The organism is Arcicella sp. GW822-FHT02H01, from assembly GCF_058802005.1.
On the sequence record NZ_JBXANT010000002.1, the window covers coordinates 1 to 16,746 of the forward strand.

The following is a 16,746-nucleotide window of genomic DNA, read 5'->3' on the forward strand; positions in this document are numbered from 1 at the left end:
ATGAGTAAAGAAATAACTATTTACGACATCGCAAGTCAATTAAAGTTATCCCCCGCAACCGTGAGCAGGGCTTTAAATGATCATCCTGCTATCAATGAAAAAACTAAGTTATTAGTCAATACCAGAGCCACCGAATTAGGCTATCGTTCTAATAAATTTGCAAGCAATCTTCGTAGACAAAAAACGAATACTATCGGTGTGATTGTGCCTAGGCTAAATAGCTACATCATGTCTACTGTCATTGCAGGGATGGAGAAAGTGGCAAATGAAGAAGGTTTTAATTTGATTATCAGCCAATCGCTAGAATCACAAAAAAAAGAAATCGCCAACGCCAAAACAATGTTTAGCAGTCGGGTAGATGGCTTACTGGCTTCTGTGGCTTTCGATACCGATTCCTTTGAACATTTTCAGCCTTTTCTGAAAAAGAAAATTCCTTTAATTTTTTTCGACCGTATTTTTGAAAATAGTGATTGTCCCGATATCGTCATTGATAATGCCAAGGCGGGCTATGAAGCTACCAAACACCTGATTGAGCAAGGTAGAAGCAATATTGTACATATTACAGGTAATTTAAAAAGGAATGTTTATTCCGACCGCCTTAAAGGATATCAACAAGCACTTATAGAACAAGGTATTCCTCTGAATCAAGATAATGTGTGGGTAACAGCACTTAGCCTAGAGGCAGGAAGAGAGGTTGCTCATCGGATAAAGGCTTTAACCCACAAGCCTGATGCGCTTTTTATTGCTAGTGATTTATGTGCAGTAAGTTGTATTGCTACTTTGAAAGATTTGAATATAGATATCCCTAACGATATTTCGGTAGTAGGCTTTAATAATGACCCTGTTTCACAAGTGATTTCACCAAAACTCACTACCATTCATTACCCTGCCAAAGAAATGGGAGAAATGGCAGTAAAAAGCATGATAAATCACTTAAAAGGCAATTTGAATCTGGATACTACTACTACGATTACTTTACGCTCTGAATTGATTATAAGAGAATCAAGTCTGTTTTCAAAAGATTAGCTTTGATTAAAAATTGCATTTTCAAAAAATATCCTCGACCTTAGAGGAATGCAATTTAATAATTAATTTATGCCAAATCTGAACGTAAAAATCAATAAAGATAATACCTACGATGCCATCGTGATTGGCTCTGGAATGAGTGGCGGTTGGGCTGCTAAAGAACTTTGTGAGAAAGGTCTAAAGACATTAGTACTTGAAAAGGGAAGAATGGTAAACCATGTGGAAGATTATCCTACTATGATGTTGGATCATTGGGAACTTGAACATCGTGGTGGACTTTCGTATGAAGACCAACAAAAGCAACATATTCAGATAAGAAGTGGGTTTGTGGGGGAGTCAGTCAAACATTTTTTTACGAATGATATTGATAATCCCTATCAGGAAAAACAACGTTTCGACTGGATTCGAGGTAATCATGTTGGAGGACGTTCTCTTACTTGGGGAAAACATGTATATCGTTGGAGCGATTTAGATTTTGAAGCCAATGCAAAAGATGGCATTGCCATTGATTGGCCTATACGTTACAAAGATTTGGCTCCTTGGTATTCTTATGTTGAGAAATTTGTGGGCGTAAGTGGCGAAAAATTAGGCCTTGACCATTTACCTGACGGAGAATTCCTTCCTCCGTTTGAATTAAATTGCTTAGAAAAACATTTTAAAACAGAGGTAGCTAAAAAATTCAATGGTCGCCCAGTAACTACTGGACGTGTAGCACATCTAACTGAACCACAGCCACAACACTTAGCTTTGGGTAGAGGGAAATGCCAAAACCGCAACCGCTGTTCAAGGGGCTGTCCGTTTGGGGCATACTTTAGTAGTAATGCTGCTACCTTACCCGCTGCAAACAATACTGGCAACTTTTCTATTCGTCCAAACTCTATTGTTCATTCTATCATTTACGACGAAAAAACACAACGTGCCACAGGCGTGAGAGTAATTGATAGCGAAACTAAAGAAGAGATTATTTTCAAAGCCAAAATCATTTTTAGCTGTGCTTCTACCTTAGCCACCACGCAGATTTTATTAAATTCCAAATCAAGCCGTTTCCCGAATGGAATGGGGAATGATAGTGGTGAATTAGGACATAATTTAATGGACCATCACTATAGAACAGGAGCGATGGGTTCTTATGATGGCTTTGAAGACCAATATTACAAAGGTCGCAAACCAACAGGCTTGTTTATTCCAAGGTATGTAAATTTGAACGACGCTTCTAAAAACCCAAACTTCATTCGTGGTTATGATTATCAAGGCGCAGGTGCTGGCAGAGGCAACTGGGGAAGAGGCGTAAGTGAAGAAGGCATCGGTGCAGCCTTTAAAGAATCTTTATTTAAGCCAGGAGGCTGGGGAATGGCATTGATGGGTTTTGGGGAAGTATTACCATACCACGACAATATGGTAAGCTTAGACGCTGAAAAAACCGACAAATGGGGTATTCCACAACTAGTTTTTGATGCTGGATTGAAAGAAAATGAAATGAAAATGCGTGAGCAAATCAGGATAGATGCTGCCGAAATGTTGGAAAATGCAGGCTTTAAAAATGTAAAAACTTTTGATAATGCAGGTGGACTGGGCGTAGGTGTACACGAAATGGGAACTGCTAGAATGGGAAAAGACCCTAAGACTTCGGTATTGAATGGCAATAATCAAATTCATTCAGTGCCTAATGTTTTTGTAACAGATGGGGCTTGTATGACATCCGCTTCTTGTGTTAATCCCTCTATTACTTATATGGCACTTACAGCACGCGCTGTTGATTTTGCTGTAAATGAGTTAAACCGCAAAAATTTGTAACATCATGAATCGCAGAGAAGTCCTTAAAAATACATCCTTATTTATAGGTTACAGTTTATCAGCTGGTGCCTTGTCTGAACTTTTTATTGCTTGTCAGAAAGAAGCCCAATTAAATTGGAAACCTGTATTTCTTTCAAACAATCAGGCTAACCTAATTGCAGAAATCACAGAAACAATTTTACCAAAAACAGAAACACCCGGAGCAAAAGAGCTTGGTGTACCTCAGTTTATTGATAAAATGTTAAAAGATTTACTTTCAGAAGAAGACCAGAAAGCCTTTGTAGAAGATTTAGGAAAGTTTGATAAAAGTTGCGAAGAAGCCTACAAAAAGCCCTTTATTGAATGTACTCAGGCTGAAAGAGAAGCCTTTTTATTAAAAGCAGATAAAGAAGGCGGCAAGCTTCCTCCTAGTGCGTGGGGCATTACTTTAGTAGCAAACCCAGCGCCTATTTCATTTTTCAGGAGGCTCAAAAGCTTGACATTATTGGGCTATTATACTTCTGAAAAAGTGGGTAAAGAAATACTTTCGTATGATCCAATCCCCGGAGAATTTATTGCCTGTATGCCCTTGGATAAAGTAGGTAATGCTTGGAATGAATAATATTGTATTTATCAAAAAAGAGTATTCGAACTTACTTTTGCCTTTTGGGTATATCACTCAAAAAATATAACATAATAAAATGAAAAGATTTTGTCTTGCCCTTGATTTAGTTGACAACCCACAGCTCATCGCTGAATATGAAGCCTATCATCAACATATCTGGGAAGAAATAAAGGCGAGTATATTAAACGCTGGCATAATAGATATGGAAATCTATCGAATCATGAATAGATTATTTATGATTATGGAAACGGAAGACGATTTTTCGTTTGATAAGAAAGGAGAAATGGATGCCAATAATCCAAAAGTACAAGAATGGGAAAAACTAATGTGGAAATATCAATCAGCCTTACCCATTGCCAAAGAGGGCGAAAAGTGGCTTTTAATGGATAGGATTTTTAAGTTAGTATAAAGTAAAATGTCCAAATTTTTGAAAAATTTGGACATTTTTATTATTCAAGTTTCCTCCAACAACTCTTGCATAATATCATACTGACTGATTATCCAGATATTCTCTTAACTCTAAAAATCAAATAGACTCGTTGTTAAAGTAAATTAGTAAAAAACTTTATTAAAGACGTGAAAATCTATATCTAAACTAATGATATCTTTCTATTCGTACTAAATCTAAGATATATTTTCAATAAACTTATTACACTAGTTTTTTATTAAAAAATAAAGTAATACTTTAGTATTTTAAATAACCATTACCTTTATAAGAGAAGATTACATCTATTTAAAAGTAATAAGACTATATAATCATAAATGAACGAGAATATTTACAAACACTTAAGAAATATTTTTAAAGAATCAGTTGTTGACGGAGTTAAAGACTTTTTTAACTCATTTCGGAAAATAAAAACGTATTTGTTTGGCTCAATTGGAGCATTTTATTCAACAAAGGACAAATTTGTAAATGACATTGATAATGGATTTACAAACTATGTAAAAGGGTTTCCTGTGATTAAAGCAGCTTTATTCATAACAATTGTTTTAATTTTACTTTTCATATATTATCAAATTAAGCAGTTTTTTATTCAAGCTTGGAGGACGTGGATTTTAATAAAAAGAGAAAGTGTTTATGGCAATGCTATTGTCTTACTTAGTAAAGGATATTCTAAAATTCATAAAAATAGAAATAAGGAAATCCCGTTAGATGAAGTAAAATCTATTCTTGTAGATTTTTGTGACAGAATAAGGGAAATTTATGAATTCAAAACAAAATCTAAATGTTCTGTGTCTATTAAAACAATTATTGACTTAAAAGAGGGTGACAATGGTATAAGTTTTGATACAAGAGTAGTAAATCTATGTAGAGACAGTAATTGTAAAAAAAGATATGATTCTGATTATGACGCAATAGAGCATAAAATAGCCAACAATACTTGTTATCAAAGAATTATAAGTAAGTTCTTTTCTGATAAACATAATGAAATGTATTTTTATGCAACGACCTTATCGCATTACAAGATTATGAAAACTCTAGTTTCTTACTGTATCCAGAATATGACACTTTGGCAAGAGAAAACGAATTTATAAGAAGAAGTAAATGGCCATTAAAATACCGTAGTGAATTGGTTGTTAGCATTACACCTTTGGAAAAAGAAACAAAAACACAATATCCTATTATTGGCTTCCTTTGTGTTGACTGCGAATTGGAAAAAAAAGAAGTTTTTAATTCATATTATGATTTGCCTTTATTGCAAGGTGTTTCTGATGGGCTATACGATTTCATAAAATTTAATCTTTATAAAAAAGAAGTATGACAAATACAATAATAATCAAAAAAGACAAAGGTCAGCCAATAAAACTTAATGCTGAGCAAGTCGAACACAATATTATTTTAACTAAATCAGGAGACAAAGCCTCGGACTCTACGAAAAGAAAAATAATTATTGAGCCTATGGATGTTGAAATATATAAACAGTTTATACAAATTGAAGTGAAACAATCTGTAGGACAACAAATTATTGAATTTATAAAAAGAAAAATTTGAAAGTAAAATTTATAATCAACAGATACCTCTTTCAAATTGATTCCGAAAGACCTAATTCAACATTTTTATTTTTATTTTATTAAATTTCAATATAAGTGGTTGCATTACCATTGTTACCCAAACATTATTCTTTAAGTAGAATCTTTACTAGTGCTAATTCATTTGTAAAAAAATCTAATGAAGATGAAATATTAAAACATTTTCAATAACTACACATATCCTGTACTCTTATCAACAGACAATAATGCTTAGACTTATTGTATCCTTCTATTTAATCGCTATTTTCTGTACAGCATGTACCCAAAATAGTGAACTACAGCAACAGGCGAACGACTCCTCACTTTCGGATAGCCTTGCCAAATAGAACGACCCTAAAAGAGTTTGAATATACAAACCAATCTATTTTACGGAATAGGCAGTTCTGGTATTTTGATGTTTCCATTGTGCATAGAGGAAACACGAAATGCAAATGGTAGGTATCATTTCAGGGAAATATCGCCTAAAGAATATCATCTCAATTATTGAAAATATATCAATAGCATAAATACAGTAATCCTAACTGCTGTCAAGGATAGTGATAAAAATTATAAATTCGACCATTATGATGAGGTATCTACTTTTGAAATTGAATTAGAGGATGGCTATTAAACCGACAGAAGGTTTCACAAATGCTTTTAAAATAAGTTAAAAATATTGTTTAACAGAGACTTGAAAGTAATAAACATTAGGTAAAGTGACTTTTCCAACGACCACGCAAAAGTTGTAAAATTCACGTTATGGACGGTAGAAAATACCTTAAATCTCTTAAGTAAGCTCTACAGAAACATAATAGACTACTCGGAACTTATTCTTATTAACTTAATATTTCTGCCTTATATTACCACTATACTACCATGGAGTAGTTTTCTCCTAATACTGATTCCTATCATTTGCTATTAAATGAATTTTAATTACTATTGCATTTATATCATCAGTTATAAACGACACTCTCATTAACCATGAAAAACAAAATCTTATTCGCATTAGTAATTGTATTAGTATTAATCCAATTTATCCGCCCAGAAAGGAATCTTTCCGACGACCAAACCTATAATATTTCTACTAAATATGTAGTAACAGACGAGGTGAAGGATATTTTAAAGGTAGCCTGCAACGATTGCCATAGTAATAAAACAGCATATCCGTGGTATGCCAATATTCAGCCAGTTGCTTTTTGGCTTAATAATCATGTAGAAGAAGGGAAAGAAGAACTTAATTTTTCAATTTTCACCAAACTTCCCATCGCAGTACAAAACCATAAATTAAAAGAAACGGTTGAACAAATAGAAAAGGGAGAAATGCCTTTACCTTCATATACTTATTTAGGTTTACACAAAGAAGCTCATCTGACAGAAGCGCAAAAGAAAGTACTTATTGATTGGGCAAAAGCTCAGATGGACACGTTAAAGGCTACTTATCCAGCGGATAGTCTTGTATTGAAAAGAAGGAAAAAGCCTGTGACCGATTAATTATGTAAGTTTTACCCATAATTATATAATATGTCTGCTAATACTTTCCCATAATTTTGTGTTATTAAAATATCTCACAAATCATGGAAAGCGAATTAGGTGTTCAACATAGCATAAAAACCTTGGTTATCCCCGTAACGGGGATGACTTGTGCTGCTTGTGCTAGCAGTGTTGAGAATATCCTTCATAAGCAAAATGGTGTATTAGCATCAAGTGTAAACTTTGCAAGCGAATCGGCTAAAATTCAATTTGATACCAATCTTACTTCTCCAGAATTTTTACAGGGAAAACTCCAAGCTATCGGCTACGGCTTAATTTTAGGAACACCCGAAAAAGCCAAAGAACAACAGGCTATTATTAAACAAAACCATTATAAGACACTCAAACAAAACTTAATCTGGGCGAGTATTCTTACGCTCCCCGTGATAATCATTGGGATGTTTTTGATGGATATGCCTTATGCTAATTGGGTAGAGTTGGTACTTACTACACCTGTTCTTCTCTGGTTTGGGCGACAATTCTTTGTTAATGCGCTTAAACAGACCCGTGCTGGTAGTGCTAATATGGATACGCTTGTGGCTTTAAGTACAGGTATTGCTTTTCTCTTCAGTTTATACAATACGCTGTTCCCTGAATTTTGGCACCATAGAGGTTTGCACGCTCATGTATATTACGAAGCTGCTGCTGTGGTAATTGTATTTATTATGTTGGGGAAATTATTAGAAGAAAATGCCAAAGCCAATACCTCTACCGCCATCAAAAAGTTAATGGGTTTACAGCCTAAAACAGTTTTAATAATTGATAATGGCGTAGAAAAAGAAATACCCATTGCTGACGTACAAGTAAGTGATAGAATTTTGATTCGTCCAGGCGATAAAATACCTGTAGATGGGAAAGTACTTTCAGGAAATTCATTCGTAGATGAAAGCATGATGAGTGGTGAGCCTTTGCCTGTAGAAAAAAGTAAGGGTTCAAAAGTATATTCTGGTACTGTAAATCAGCAAGGTAGTTTCAAGTTCATTGCTGAAAAAGTAGGCGATGAAACTTTCTTAGCGCAGATTATTCAATTGGTACAAGAAGCCCAAGGCAGTAAAGCTCCCGTACAAAAATTAGTCGATAAAATTGCTAGTATTTTCGTCCCTATCGTTTTAGGCATTGCGGTGGTAACTTTTATCGTTTGGATAATTTTCGGAGGAGAAAATGCTTTGACGCATGCTTTATTAACTTCAGTTTCAGTGTTAGTCATTGCCTGTCCCTGTGCTTTAGGCTTGGCTACGCCTACCGCTATTATGGTTGGTGTAGGGAAAGGTGCCGAAAACGGAATTTTGATAAAAGATGCTGAAAGTTTGGAAATTGCCCACAGAGTTAATGCCATTATTTTAGATAAAACAGGCACAATAACCGAAGGCAGACCTTCTGTAAGTGATTTAATATGGGTAAATGAACCTAATAACGAAACTTTTAAAAGTGTTTTACTTTCCCTTGAGAGTCTTTCTACACATCCTTTAGCAGAAGCGGTGACTCACTATTTAAAATCAGAAGGGACAAAACCTTTATCTCTCATTGATTTTGAAAATATAGTCGGCAAAGGAATACAGGCTACATTTGAAACTAAAAAGTATTTTGTCGGTAGTCCAAAATGGATAGAAAGTATCGCAAAAACTATTGATAATGAAGCGGTTATTGCTTTAGAAAAGTCAGGAAAAACGGTAGTTCTTTTTGCAAATGAGGCTCAGGTAATATCCATCATTGCCATAACTGATAAAATTAAAAGTACTTCTGCTGAAGCCATTCAACAATTACAAAAACAAGGCATTGACGTATATATGCTGACAGGTGATAATGCTTTAACAGCAGAAAAAGTAGCAAGCCAAGTAGGTATTACAAATGTACAGGCGGGCTTACTACCCAATGATAAAGCACTGTTTATTAAGCAACTACAAAAAGAAGGCAAAGTAGTGGCGATGGTTGGTGATGGTATCAACGATTCGCAAGCGTTAGCCCAAGCAGATATTAGTATTGCCATGGGCAAAGGCTCGGATATTGCGATGGATGTAGCTAAAATGACTTTAATATCTTCTGATTTATTAAAAATCCCAAATGCCTTAAAGCTTTCTAAGCAAACAGTATCAACTATCCATCAGAATTTGTTCTGGGCATTTATTTATAATTTGATAGGTATTCCATTAGCAGCAGGCGTATTATTCCCATTCAATGGCTTTTTGCTCAATCCAATGATAGCAGGAGCGGCAATGGCTCTCAGTTCAGTTTCAGTAGTAAGTAATAGTATTCGTTTAAAATATAGATGATTAGTATCATCATTAAATCATAATTCAAGATGGCAACTTTAACATTCAAAACCAATATCAATTGTAACAATTGCGTAGCTAAAGTAAAACCTTTTCTCAATCAAGTAGAGAATATAGAAAATTGGCAAGTGGATATCGAAAACCCTGATAAAATCCTTAAAGTATCAGGTGAAGACGAACTGACGAGTCAAGAGGTAATTGAGGCTGTGCAAAAAGCTGGCTTTACAATAAAAGAATAGTAAACTGTTTAACCTTTTACAAAAGTTTATCCTTCATTCCCATGAAGGATAAACAAATACAAGTTATTTAATAATCAAAATCTTAGCATTTTCTAGGCATAATAATTCATGCAGTGCTTTCCCTGGAAAATGAATAAAATCGCCCGCTTGAAAAATATCCGCTACTCCTTCAAGCTTAATCTTCATTTTTCCTGTTTGTACTATTACCAATACATCTGTTGGGTTGCTATGCGATGGCATTTCCTCTCCTTTTTCAAAGGACTTATATATAATTTTTGCCCCTGCTATTTCTTGGAGTACTTGCATTTTTTTCTCAACAAGTGGGTATTATCCTCCTAATAAACTTCCGATTTCCATGACATTATTGCTATTACTAGTAGTGACGATATTTGAATTACTATTAGGGTTTGACTTAAGTCACACCCTAATAGTAATAGGTTATTCTTAACAACCTTGTCTTAATAAATTTGGGTTTTATATGCTAGCTCAATATGTTGAAGCCAATAATAAAACTATGTACTATCGCACTAATCCAGAAAATGGTTACGCCAATTTTGACTGGTTGAGCCGAAAGTATAGGGATAAGTACACTAAAAAAACAAAGTACACATGCTGCTAATTGCCAGTCGCCACCATGATAGGCATTCATACTTACTAAAGTAAGGGGAGTCAGAATATTTGCTTGAATCATCAAAGAAAATCCATTCCAAAGAGCACGATTATTTTCTTGTTGTTCGAAAAAAATAGCACATTGATTTGTTAGAGCATTCATAATTATTTTGTGTTTGATTATGATACAAATTTGCAAGTAGCCTGTCACTCCAGTTTATGACCTAAATCATATTGTAAAAAATAATGCTGAGGATGGAAGGTCAATATCGTTTTACAAACAATGAGTAATTTTATGTTCCATCATTATCTTTGTTTTAAAAATTTTGTATGCGATGATTCCTCCAGCTATTTTAGAAAAATTTGGTGCCATACGTAAAATATTAGTGAAAACGCAAGTGCTTTTTGAAGAAGGAGCTGACGCACATTTCTATTATCAAATTATCAGTGGCGAGATTAAAGTATTGAACTGGTCGGAAGATGGAAAGGAGTTCATTCAAGGTATTTTCTCGGATGGTCAAGGGTTAGGCGAACCTCCCTTATTAGGACGTTTTCCCTACCCTGCTACGGCCATCGCTTCTACGACTACCGAAGTATATAAGTTATCCTATCAGGCAATGATAGCTTTATTAAAAGATAATTTTGATATTCATTTAAAGCTCAGCCATATCCTTTCGAATAGGCTACAATACAAAGCGATGATTATGAAAGATATGAGTACGCAGGATGCTGAGCACCGCATCGTTTCGATGCTTAGTTACTTAAAGAAAAAAGAAGGCATTAAAGGGGTTTTTGAAGTCAATCTGACTCGACAAAATCTGGCAGATTTAACAGGATTAAGGGTAGAAACCGTCATCAGAACGATTAAACTAATGCAAGAGCAAAAAAAATTAAAGATAAAAGGACGAAAAATTTGGTTTGAATAAGTGTGTAAAAGCTTCTATTAAGAGAATGTTTTTACCCATAATTTTAGCGTAAAATAGTCTCAAAAAAGGGCTATTTTATCAAAACTTTCTAAGCCTTATTATTCCCACAAAAAACAATTATTTAAAAAGCGAGTTAAGAAATCAGCATATTTTGTTAAAAAAATCAAGTATATTTAAAAATTAAGTGTCTTTTTTTATTGAAAACGCAATTATTTTGACTGAATGACCACAAAGCTTTTATATAATGAAAAGGAACTGTTAACGCTTGCATCATCTGGAAATGAACAAGCTTTTACGATGCTTTTTCATGCTTATAAAAATAAGTTATATGGCTATTTGTATCGACTGACGGACTCTAACGAGATAACAGAAGATATAATCCAAGAGCTTTTTTTGAAGCTTTGGAAAGATAAAAATGAGCTAATCAATATCGTTCAGTTTGATGCTTATTTATTTAGAATGGCAAAAAATCAAGCCTTGAATGCCTTTAAAAGTATGGCAAGGCAGACTCTTTTGTATGCTGAGTATTTAGATACCCAAAACATTGAGGTGTATTCAACTGATAATATTATTCAATTTGATGAAACACAAAAACTGCTGAAGCAAATTATTGAAAATCTCCCTCCCCAACAAAAAATTATCTTTAAATTAAGTCGTGAGCAACATTTAAAACACGATGAAATTGCAGATATGCTCAATCTGTCCCCCTCTACGGTAAAAAATCACATCATCCAAGCCCTCAATACGATAAAACATAAGCTTAAATATCAAGCAGCTTTCTATCTTTTCTATATGTTTTGGATTGCCATAAAAAAATAATTTAAAAATTATTTAACATCAACTAGTCCTATCCTTTTCCAGAATTGTCTTCTATGTAGTTAACATCAAAAACAGCAGTTTTATTGATGGTTGACTTATCAATATTATAATCTAAAAGGGACAAAATCCCATTGATGTGATATGCCTTCAGAGAGAATCAGTTTTTTAGTTGAAAAATATTTCAGTAATACTTGTACTGAAGCAGAAAAGCATGAGCTAATGAAATGGGCAAATGCGGCTTCTGAAACTGAACTTGAAGAAATTTTGCATAGCTCATGGCAAAACCATGAATCAAATCTGGAGATGCCTACAGAAATGTCTGACAGGATAATGTCTAGGATATTTGCACAAAATCAAGTTGCTGATGAAGACGATGAATATCCAGAGGAAGAAGATAAACCAAACTTTAGTTTTTGGCGTAACAATTACAGCATAGCAGCCTCTATTGCCGTTATTATTTCAGTTGGTTTATTTGCATGGTTTCAATACAACACGGTTGATAAAAGGACTGAAAATAGAATAGTTCAAGTAAAAGAATTTGAAAAAAATGATGTATTGCCCGGTAGCGATAAAGCGATTCTAACCTTTGATGATGGCTCTGAAGTAATATTGGATAATTCAAAAAATGGAAGTCTAGGGAAACAAGGAGAAACCAACATCCTTAAGCCAGAAAAAGGACAGTTAGTATATCAATCTGCCAAAAACGCTATCGCCCAACCAATGTATAATACCGTCACGACTCCAAAAGGTGGACAGTATCAGGTGGTGTTATCAGATGGCACTAAGGTATGGCTGAATGCAGCCTCTAGTCTAAGATTTCCGTTAGTTTTTGCAGGCAATGAACGGAAAGTAGAGATGACTGGCGAGGTATATTTTGAAGTAGCAAAAAATGCGAAAAAGCCATTTAAAGTCATGAGTAATGGGCAAGAAGTTGAAGTATTAGGAACGCACTTTAATATAATGGCTTACCTTAACGAAAAAGCCATTAAGACTACCTTATTAGAAGGTTCAGTAAAAGTTAGTAAAGATGACCATTCAACGATACTAGAGCCTGGTCAACAAGTAAAAGTGGGCTTTAATAATAATATTTTCAGAACGATAAATGATGTTAGTCTGGAAGAAGAACTTGCTTGGAAAAATGGATATTTCCAATTCAACAATGCTAGTTTAGAGGTGATTATGCGTCAGATAGAACGTTGGTACGATGTTGACATTCAATATATTGGTAAAATACCTGATGAACATTTTACTGGTAAACTTCAACGAAATACTAATTTGTCGAACGTATTGAAAATATTATCCATGAGCGAAGTCCAATTTAAGATAGAGGGCAAAAAAATAGTGATAACACCATAGTTTGGGAAGCTTAAAAATACTGAGTATAAATAAAAAATTGTTAAACACATTTCAGTGAAAGTGGCACTCAATCCACAAGCAGGCATTAAATAACGAAAAAGCGAAAACGCGGCAACGTTTTCGCTCTAAATCGGAGTTTGATTAAAATAATTTTTCCAAGTATCTCATTTAACCCCAAAACAAAAGTATGAATCGCAATCCTATTTTCCAAATTAGGCTGGGTTTGCCGTGCAATTCGGCGTCCTGTCGTGGACAACAATTTTCCACTAAATTTTTCAGGGTCATGAAACTAACCTTTATTTTATCATTGACGATATATTTACAGGTAAGCGCTGTTGGATTTTCGCAAAGGTTTAATTTAAACCTTAAAAATACCGCTATCAATAAAGTATTCAAAGAGATTGAAAAACAAAGCGATTATACTTTTTGGTATAAAACAGATTTGTTGTTAAATGCGGATAAGGTATCTATCAACCTTAAAAATGCGAAGCTTGAAGAAGTCCTTGAGAATTGTTTTGCCAATCAACCCCTCGATTATCTAATTGTTGATAAAACAATTGTTATAAAGCCTAAAAAAGTAATTCCCAAATTAGTAGCTCCAGCAGAGTTATTGGTTCAAACTACAAAAGGAAAAGTCATTTCAACCACTGATTCAAAGCCACTTGTAGGTGTAAATATTGCCATTAAAGGAACTAGCAGAGGAACAACTACTGATGCCAACGGAGAGTTTACACTGAATGCTAATCCTAATGAAACCCTCGTATTCTCCTATATTGGTTATAAATCTAAAGAGGTATTGGTGGGTAACCAGACATTTATTTCGGTGAGTTTACAAGAAACATCTACTTCTCTGACAGAAATTGCAGTAGTGGGTTATGGTAAACAGTCACGTAAAAACCTTTCAAGTGCGGTAAGTACGGTTAAAACAGAAGAACTCAACAAAGGAGCGATTACTGACGTAGGTCAATTGTTACAAGGAAAGGTGCCGGGCTTAAATATCACAGCCAGTGGTGACCCTAACAAACCTGCCGCAGTAATTATGCGTGGTGCTTCGACGATTAATAGTGCTCAAAATCCATTTTATGTAATTGATGGTGTTCCGGGGGCTGATATTTCAACGATTGCTCCAGATGATATTGCTTCTATCGATGTCTTAAAAGATGCTGCGGCAACAGCTATTTATGGAAACCGTGCGGCTAATGGCGTAATTATGGTAACGACCAAAAAAGGAAAGGCGGGTCAAATGCAGGTATCATACAGTGCATTTATTGGTATGGAAAAAGTATCTAATAAGTTAGATATGATGACTGCCGACCAATTAAGGGCTTTCTTACAAAAAATCAATGTTGGGTTCGCACCAAGAGATGACCAAAATGCTAATACCGACTGGCAATCTGCTATCCAAAGAAGTTCGGCAACTTCTACTAATCATAACTTATCATTCAACGGAGGAACAGAACATACTACTTATAGTGCTAGTTTGAATTATGTAAAAAAAGAAGGGATTTTATTGAATAGCTCCCTAGAAAGAGTAATTGCACGCTTATCTATCGAACAACTTGCCCTGAAAGATAAATTGAAGTTTAGCTTTTCAATTACTAATTCAACGAGTGATGCGGATGATATTCCCTATCGCAATACTGTTTTGTTACAATCGACTTCTTATTTGCCAGTGTCTCCTATTAAAAATGCTGATGGAACATATTTCGAAAACCCGACCAATACCAACTATTATAATCCAGTAGCGATGATTAATAATAGCCAGATGAATACCAAATACAGTAACCTAATCGGAAGTTTTAAAACACAATTAGAATTGCCTTTCGGATTAACTTATAATCTGGATCTTTCTTACATGAATTCAAACTCTTTACAAGGCTCATATTATAACAAATACTTTACGACTAACTACAACAATATGTACGATAACCCTGATCCGGGGTTAGGCTTTCACTCACAGCAATCTTTTGGTAAAAATGGACAGGCGAGCAGAAGCTCATACCAAAGTACCAACAAGATTTTAGAAACGTATCTGACTTGGAATAAGGAATTTGGTGACCATTCAATCAATGCAGTAATTGGTTATTCTTGGCAAAACAATAAAATTGGCGAAGGCTTTCAGGTAACAACCAGTAATTTACCTGTAGATAATATCAGCTATAATAACTTAGCATTAAGTAATCCTTATGGCGTTTCAGGCTATCAAATCAGCTTTGGACCAGATGGTATTTACCAAGAAACACAGTTAATTTCAGACTTTGCAAGATTTAACTATAACTACAAAAGCAAATACTTATTACAGGGGTCAATCAGAAGAGACGGAAGTTCGGTATTTGGGGTAAATAATCAGTGGGGATATTTTCCTTCTGTAGGTGGTGCTTGGAGAATCAGTCAAGAAAACTTCATGGAAAACCAAACGCTATTGAGTGATTTAAAATTGAGAGCTAGTTATGGCGTAACAGGTAATGCATCTGGTTTTAATGCTTATACCGCTCAGTTTATATCAGGAAGCTTAGGAACATATTATTATAATGGTGCTTTGACAGGTGCTTATGGCCCAACAAAAGCGGCAAATCCGAACTTACAATGGGAGAAAACAGCGACAACTAACATAGGTTTAGACTTCACTACTGCTAATAATAAAATAAGTGGGTCATTAGAATTGTATGATAAAAACACGACGGGCATGATTTACTCTTATACCGTCGACCCAATTTTGGTACCTACAGGAAGTATTGTTGCCAACGGAGGAAGTATCAATAACAAAGGGATTGAGTTAAGTGTAAATGCGAAATTGATTACTAAAGGTAATTTTAACTGGTCGACCAGCATCAACTTAGCACACAATAGCAACGTAATCACAAGTTTATCTAATCCATTGTTCGCTGGTGGAGACTCAATTCTTTTGTCTCGCCCTGAAGGTGGTGGACAGTCGGGTCGTTCATTACAAATCTTGAAAGCTGGTAAGCCACTAGGACAATTCTTTGCCTTAGAATATGCTGGTAAAAATGCCAATGGTGTTTCTCAGTTTGTTTCTGCTGATGGCTCACTTACCACAACGCCAACTGAGGGTAAAGACTATCATTATTTAGGAAGTTCACAGCCAAAATTATTATTGGGTTGGAGCAATACCTTTAAATATAAAAACTTTGATTTGAATGTGTTTTTCAGAGGAGTATTCGGTAATAAAATCTTCAATGCCACTCGTGCAGATTTATTCAGACCTAATACAGCCCAATATGCCAATATCCTTGCTGATGCTGCTAATGAGTCTGCTTCAGACATCAATGCATATTTTTATTCATCTCGTTTCATTGAAGATGGAAGCTTTATCAGATTGGACAATGCTACTTTAGGCTATACGTTCAAAAAGGTAGGCGCTATCAAAAATCTCAGAATATATACATCAGGTAACAACCTATTTGTCATTACGAAATATACAGGAGTTGACCCAGAGGTGAACCAAGGGGGCATTGCTCCAGGGGTAGATTATAATAACTTCTATCCAAAAACTCGTACATTCTTATTAGGTGTAAATGTATCATTCTAATTTTTAACATTTC

16 protein-coding genes are annotated in these 16,746 nt (G+C 34.8%); 14 read left to right on the top strand and 2 right to left on the bottom strand.

All coding sequences use genetic code 11. The features are described from left to right. The 10 genes from AC1RNE_RS20490 to AC1RNE_RS20535 form a co-directional block, all read left to right on the top strand. On the top strand, positions 1-1,026 hold a 1,026-nt coding region (locus AC1RNE_RS20490; RefSeq protein ID WP_492803709.1), incomplete at its 5' end, for a LacI family DNA-binding transcriptional regulator. A 69-nt stretch (positions 1,027-1,095) separates the two neighbouring features. Continuing rightward, complete coding sequence (locus tag AC1RNE_RS20495; RefSeq protein ID WP_492803711.1) at positions 1,096-2,820, top strand: GMC oxidoreductase; 1,725 nt, start codon at positions 1,096-1,098, stop codon at positions 2,818-2,820. A gap of 4 nt (positions 2,821-2,824) precedes the next feature. Beyond that, positions 2,825-3,421: a gluconate 2-dehydrogenase subunit 3 family protein gene (locus AC1RNE_RS20500; protein ID WP_492803713.1), complete on the top strand. Its 597-nt coding sequence runs from the start codon at positions 2,825-2,827 to the stop codon at positions 3,419-3,421. Positions 3,422-3,500: 79 nt separating this feature from the next. Then, complete coding sequence (locus AC1RNE_RS20505; protein ID WP_492803715.1) at positions 3,501-3,833, top strand: L-rhamnose mutarotase; 333 nt, start codon at positions 3,501-3,503, stop codon at positions 3,831-3,833. Positions 3,834-4,186: 353 nt separating this feature from the next. After that, complete coding sequence (locus tag AC1RNE_RS20510) at positions 4,187-4,960, top strand: hypothetical protein (RefSeq protein ID WP_492803716.1); 774 nt, start codon at positions 4,187-4,189, stop codon at positions 4,958-4,960. Then, a complete protein-coding gene (locus tag AC1RNE_RS20515; RefSeq protein WP_492803718.1) occupies positions 4,936-5,187 on the top strand; it encodes a hypothetical protein in 252 nt (83 codons plus the stop codon). Before AC1RNE_RS20510 ends, AC1RNE_RS20515 begins: the two co-directional genes overlap by 25 nt. Next, the gene (locus AC1RNE_RS20520) at positions 5,184-5,417 is read left to right on the top strand and encodes a hypothetical protein (RefSeq protein ID WP_492803720.1); all 234 of its coding nucleotides are present in this window, start codon (positions 5,184-5,186) and stop codon (positions 5,415-5,417) included. Before AC1RNE_RS20515 ends, AC1RNE_RS20520 begins: the two co-directional genes overlap by 4 nt. Positions 5,418-6,415: 998 nt before the next feature. Continuing rightward, on the top strand, positions 6,416-6,925 hold the full coding sequence (locus tag AC1RNE_RS20525; protein ID WP_492803721.1) for a heme-binding domain-containing protein: 510 nt from the start codon (positions 6,416-6,418) through the stop codon (positions 6,923-6,925). Between the two features lie 83 nt (positions 6,926-7,008). Beyond that, the gene (locus tag AC1RNE_RS20530; protein WP_492803723.1) at positions 7,009-9,234 is read left to right on the top strand and encodes a heavy metal translocating P-type ATPase; all 2,226 of its coding nucleotides are present in this window, start codon (positions 7,009-7,011) and stop codon (positions 9,232-9,234) included. A gap of 29 nt (positions 9,235-9,263) precedes the next feature. Beyond that, the gene (locus AC1RNE_RS20535; protein ID WP_492803725.1) at positions 9,264-9,473 is read left to right on the top strand and encodes a heavy-metal-associated domain-containing protein; all 210 of its coding nucleotides are present in this window, start codon (positions 9,264-9,266) and stop codon (positions 9,471-9,473) included. Positions 9,474-9,536: 63 nt separating this feature from the next. On the opposite strand, the gene AC1RNE_RS20540 is transcribed toward AC1RNE_RS20535, so the two are convergent. Next, on the bottom strand, positions 9,537-9,779 hold the full coding sequence (locus tag AC1RNE_RS20540) for a cupin domain-containing protein (RefSeq protein ID WP_492803727.1): 243 nt from the start codon (positions 9,777-9,779) through the stop codon (positions 9,537-9,539). A 175-nt stretch (positions 9,780-9,954) separates the two neighbouring features. Beyond that, positions 9,955-10,245: a hypothetical protein gene (locus AC1RNE_RS20545; RefSeq protein ID WP_492803729.1), complete on the bottom strand. Its 291-nt coding sequence runs from the start codon at positions 10,243-10,245 to the stop codon at positions 9,955-9,957. Between the two features lie 172 nt (positions 10,246-10,417). On the opposite strand from AC1RNE_RS20545, the gene AC1RNE_RS20550 reads away from it, so the two are divergent. The 4 genes from AC1RNE_RS20550 to AC1RNE_RS20565 all read left to right on the top strand — a co-directional run bounded on the left by AC1RNE_RS20550 (position 10,418) and on the right by AC1RNE_RS20565 (position 16,733). Then, positions 10,418-11,008: a Crp/Fnr family transcriptional regulator gene (locus tag AC1RNE_RS20550; protein WP_492803731.1), complete on the top strand. Its 591-nt coding sequence runs from the start codon at positions 10,418-10,420 to the stop codon at positions 11,006-11,008. 222 nt (positions 11,009-11,230) lie between these two features. After that, positions 11,231-11,827 (top strand): RNA polymerase sigma factor, encoded by a 597-nt coding sequence (locus AC1RNE_RS20555; RefSeq protein WP_492803733.1) that lies wholly within the window; start codon positions 11,231-11,233, stop codon positions 11,825-11,827. A 141-nt stretch (positions 11,828-11,968) separates the two neighbouring features. Then, a complete protein-coding gene (locus AC1RNE_RS20560) occupies positions 11,969-13,183 on the top strand; it encodes a FecR family protein (protein WP_492803735.1) in 1,215 nt (404 codons plus the stop codon). A gap of 283 nt (positions 13,184-13,466) precedes the next feature. Next, positions 13,467-16,733 carry a TonB-dependent receptor gene (locus AC1RNE_RS20565; protein WP_492803737.1) on the top strand — a complete coding sequence of 1,089 codons (3,267 nt, stop codon included), beginning with the start codon at positions 13,467-13,469 and terminating at the stop codon, positions 16,731-16,733. Positions 16,734-16,746 lie beyond the last annotated feature (13 nt).

What these genes read in the sequence shown, in the direction of transcription:
- AC1RNE_RS20495 (WP_492803711.1), top strand. Translation starts at nt 1,096, where the DNA reads ATGCCAAATCTGAACGTAAAAATCAATAAAGATAATACCTACGATGCC.
- AC1RNE_RS20500 (WP_492803713.1), top strand. Translation starts at nt 2,825, where the DNA reads ATGAATCGCAGAGAAGTCCTTAAAAATACATCCTTATTTATAGGTTAC.
- AC1RNE_RS20505 (WP_492803715.1), top strand. Translation starts at nt 3,501, where the DNA reads ATGAAAAGATTTTGTCTTGCCCTTGATTTAGTTGACAACCCACAGCTC.
- AC1RNE_RS20510 (WP_492803716.1), top strand. Translation starts at nt 4,187, where the DNA reads ATGAACGAGAATATTTACAAACACTTAAGAAATATTTTTAAAGAATCA.
- AC1RNE_RS20520 (WP_492803720.1), top strand. Translation starts at nt 5,184, where the DNA reads ATGACAAATACAATAATAATCAAAAAAGACAAAGGTCAGCCAATAAAA.
- AC1RNE_RS20525 (WP_492803721.1), top strand. Translation starts at nt 6,416, where the DNA reads ATGAAAAACAAAATCTTATTCGCATTAGTAATTGTATTAGTATTAATC.
- AC1RNE_RS20530 (WP_492803723.1), top strand. Translation starts at nt 7,009, where the DNA reads ATGGAAAGCGAATTAGGTGTTCAACATAGCATAAAAACCTTGGTTATC.
- AC1RNE_RS20535 (WP_492803725.1), top strand. Translation starts at nt 9,264, where the DNA reads ATGGCAACTTTAACATTCAAAACCAATATCAATTGTAACAATTGCGTA.
- AC1RNE_RS20540 (WP_492803727.1), bottom strand. Translation starts at nt 9,779, where the DNA reads ATGCAAGTACTCCAAGAAATAGCAGGGGCAAAAATTATATATAAGTCC.
- AC1RNE_RS20545 (WP_492803729.1), bottom strand. Translation starts at nt 10,245, where the DNA reads ATGAATGCTCTAACAAATCAATGTGCTATTTTTTTCGAACAACAAGAA.
- AC1RNE_RS20550 (WP_492803731.1), top strand. Translation starts at nt 10,418, where the DNA reads ATGATTCCTCCAGCTATTTTAGAAAAATTTGGTGCCATACGTAAAATA.
- AC1RNE_RS20555 (WP_492803733.1), top strand. Translation starts at nt 11,231, where the DNA reads ATGACCACAAAGCTTTTATATAATGAAAAGGAACTGTTAACGCTTGCA.
- AC1RNE_RS20560 (WP_492803735.1), top strand. Translation starts at nt 11,969, where the DNA reads ATGCCTTCAGAGAGAATCAGTTTTTTAGTTGAAAAATATTTCAGTAAT.
- AC1RNE_RS20565 (WP_492803737.1), top strand. Translation starts at nt 13,467, where the DNA reads ATGAAACTAACCTTTATTTTATCATTGACGATATATTTACAGGTAAGC.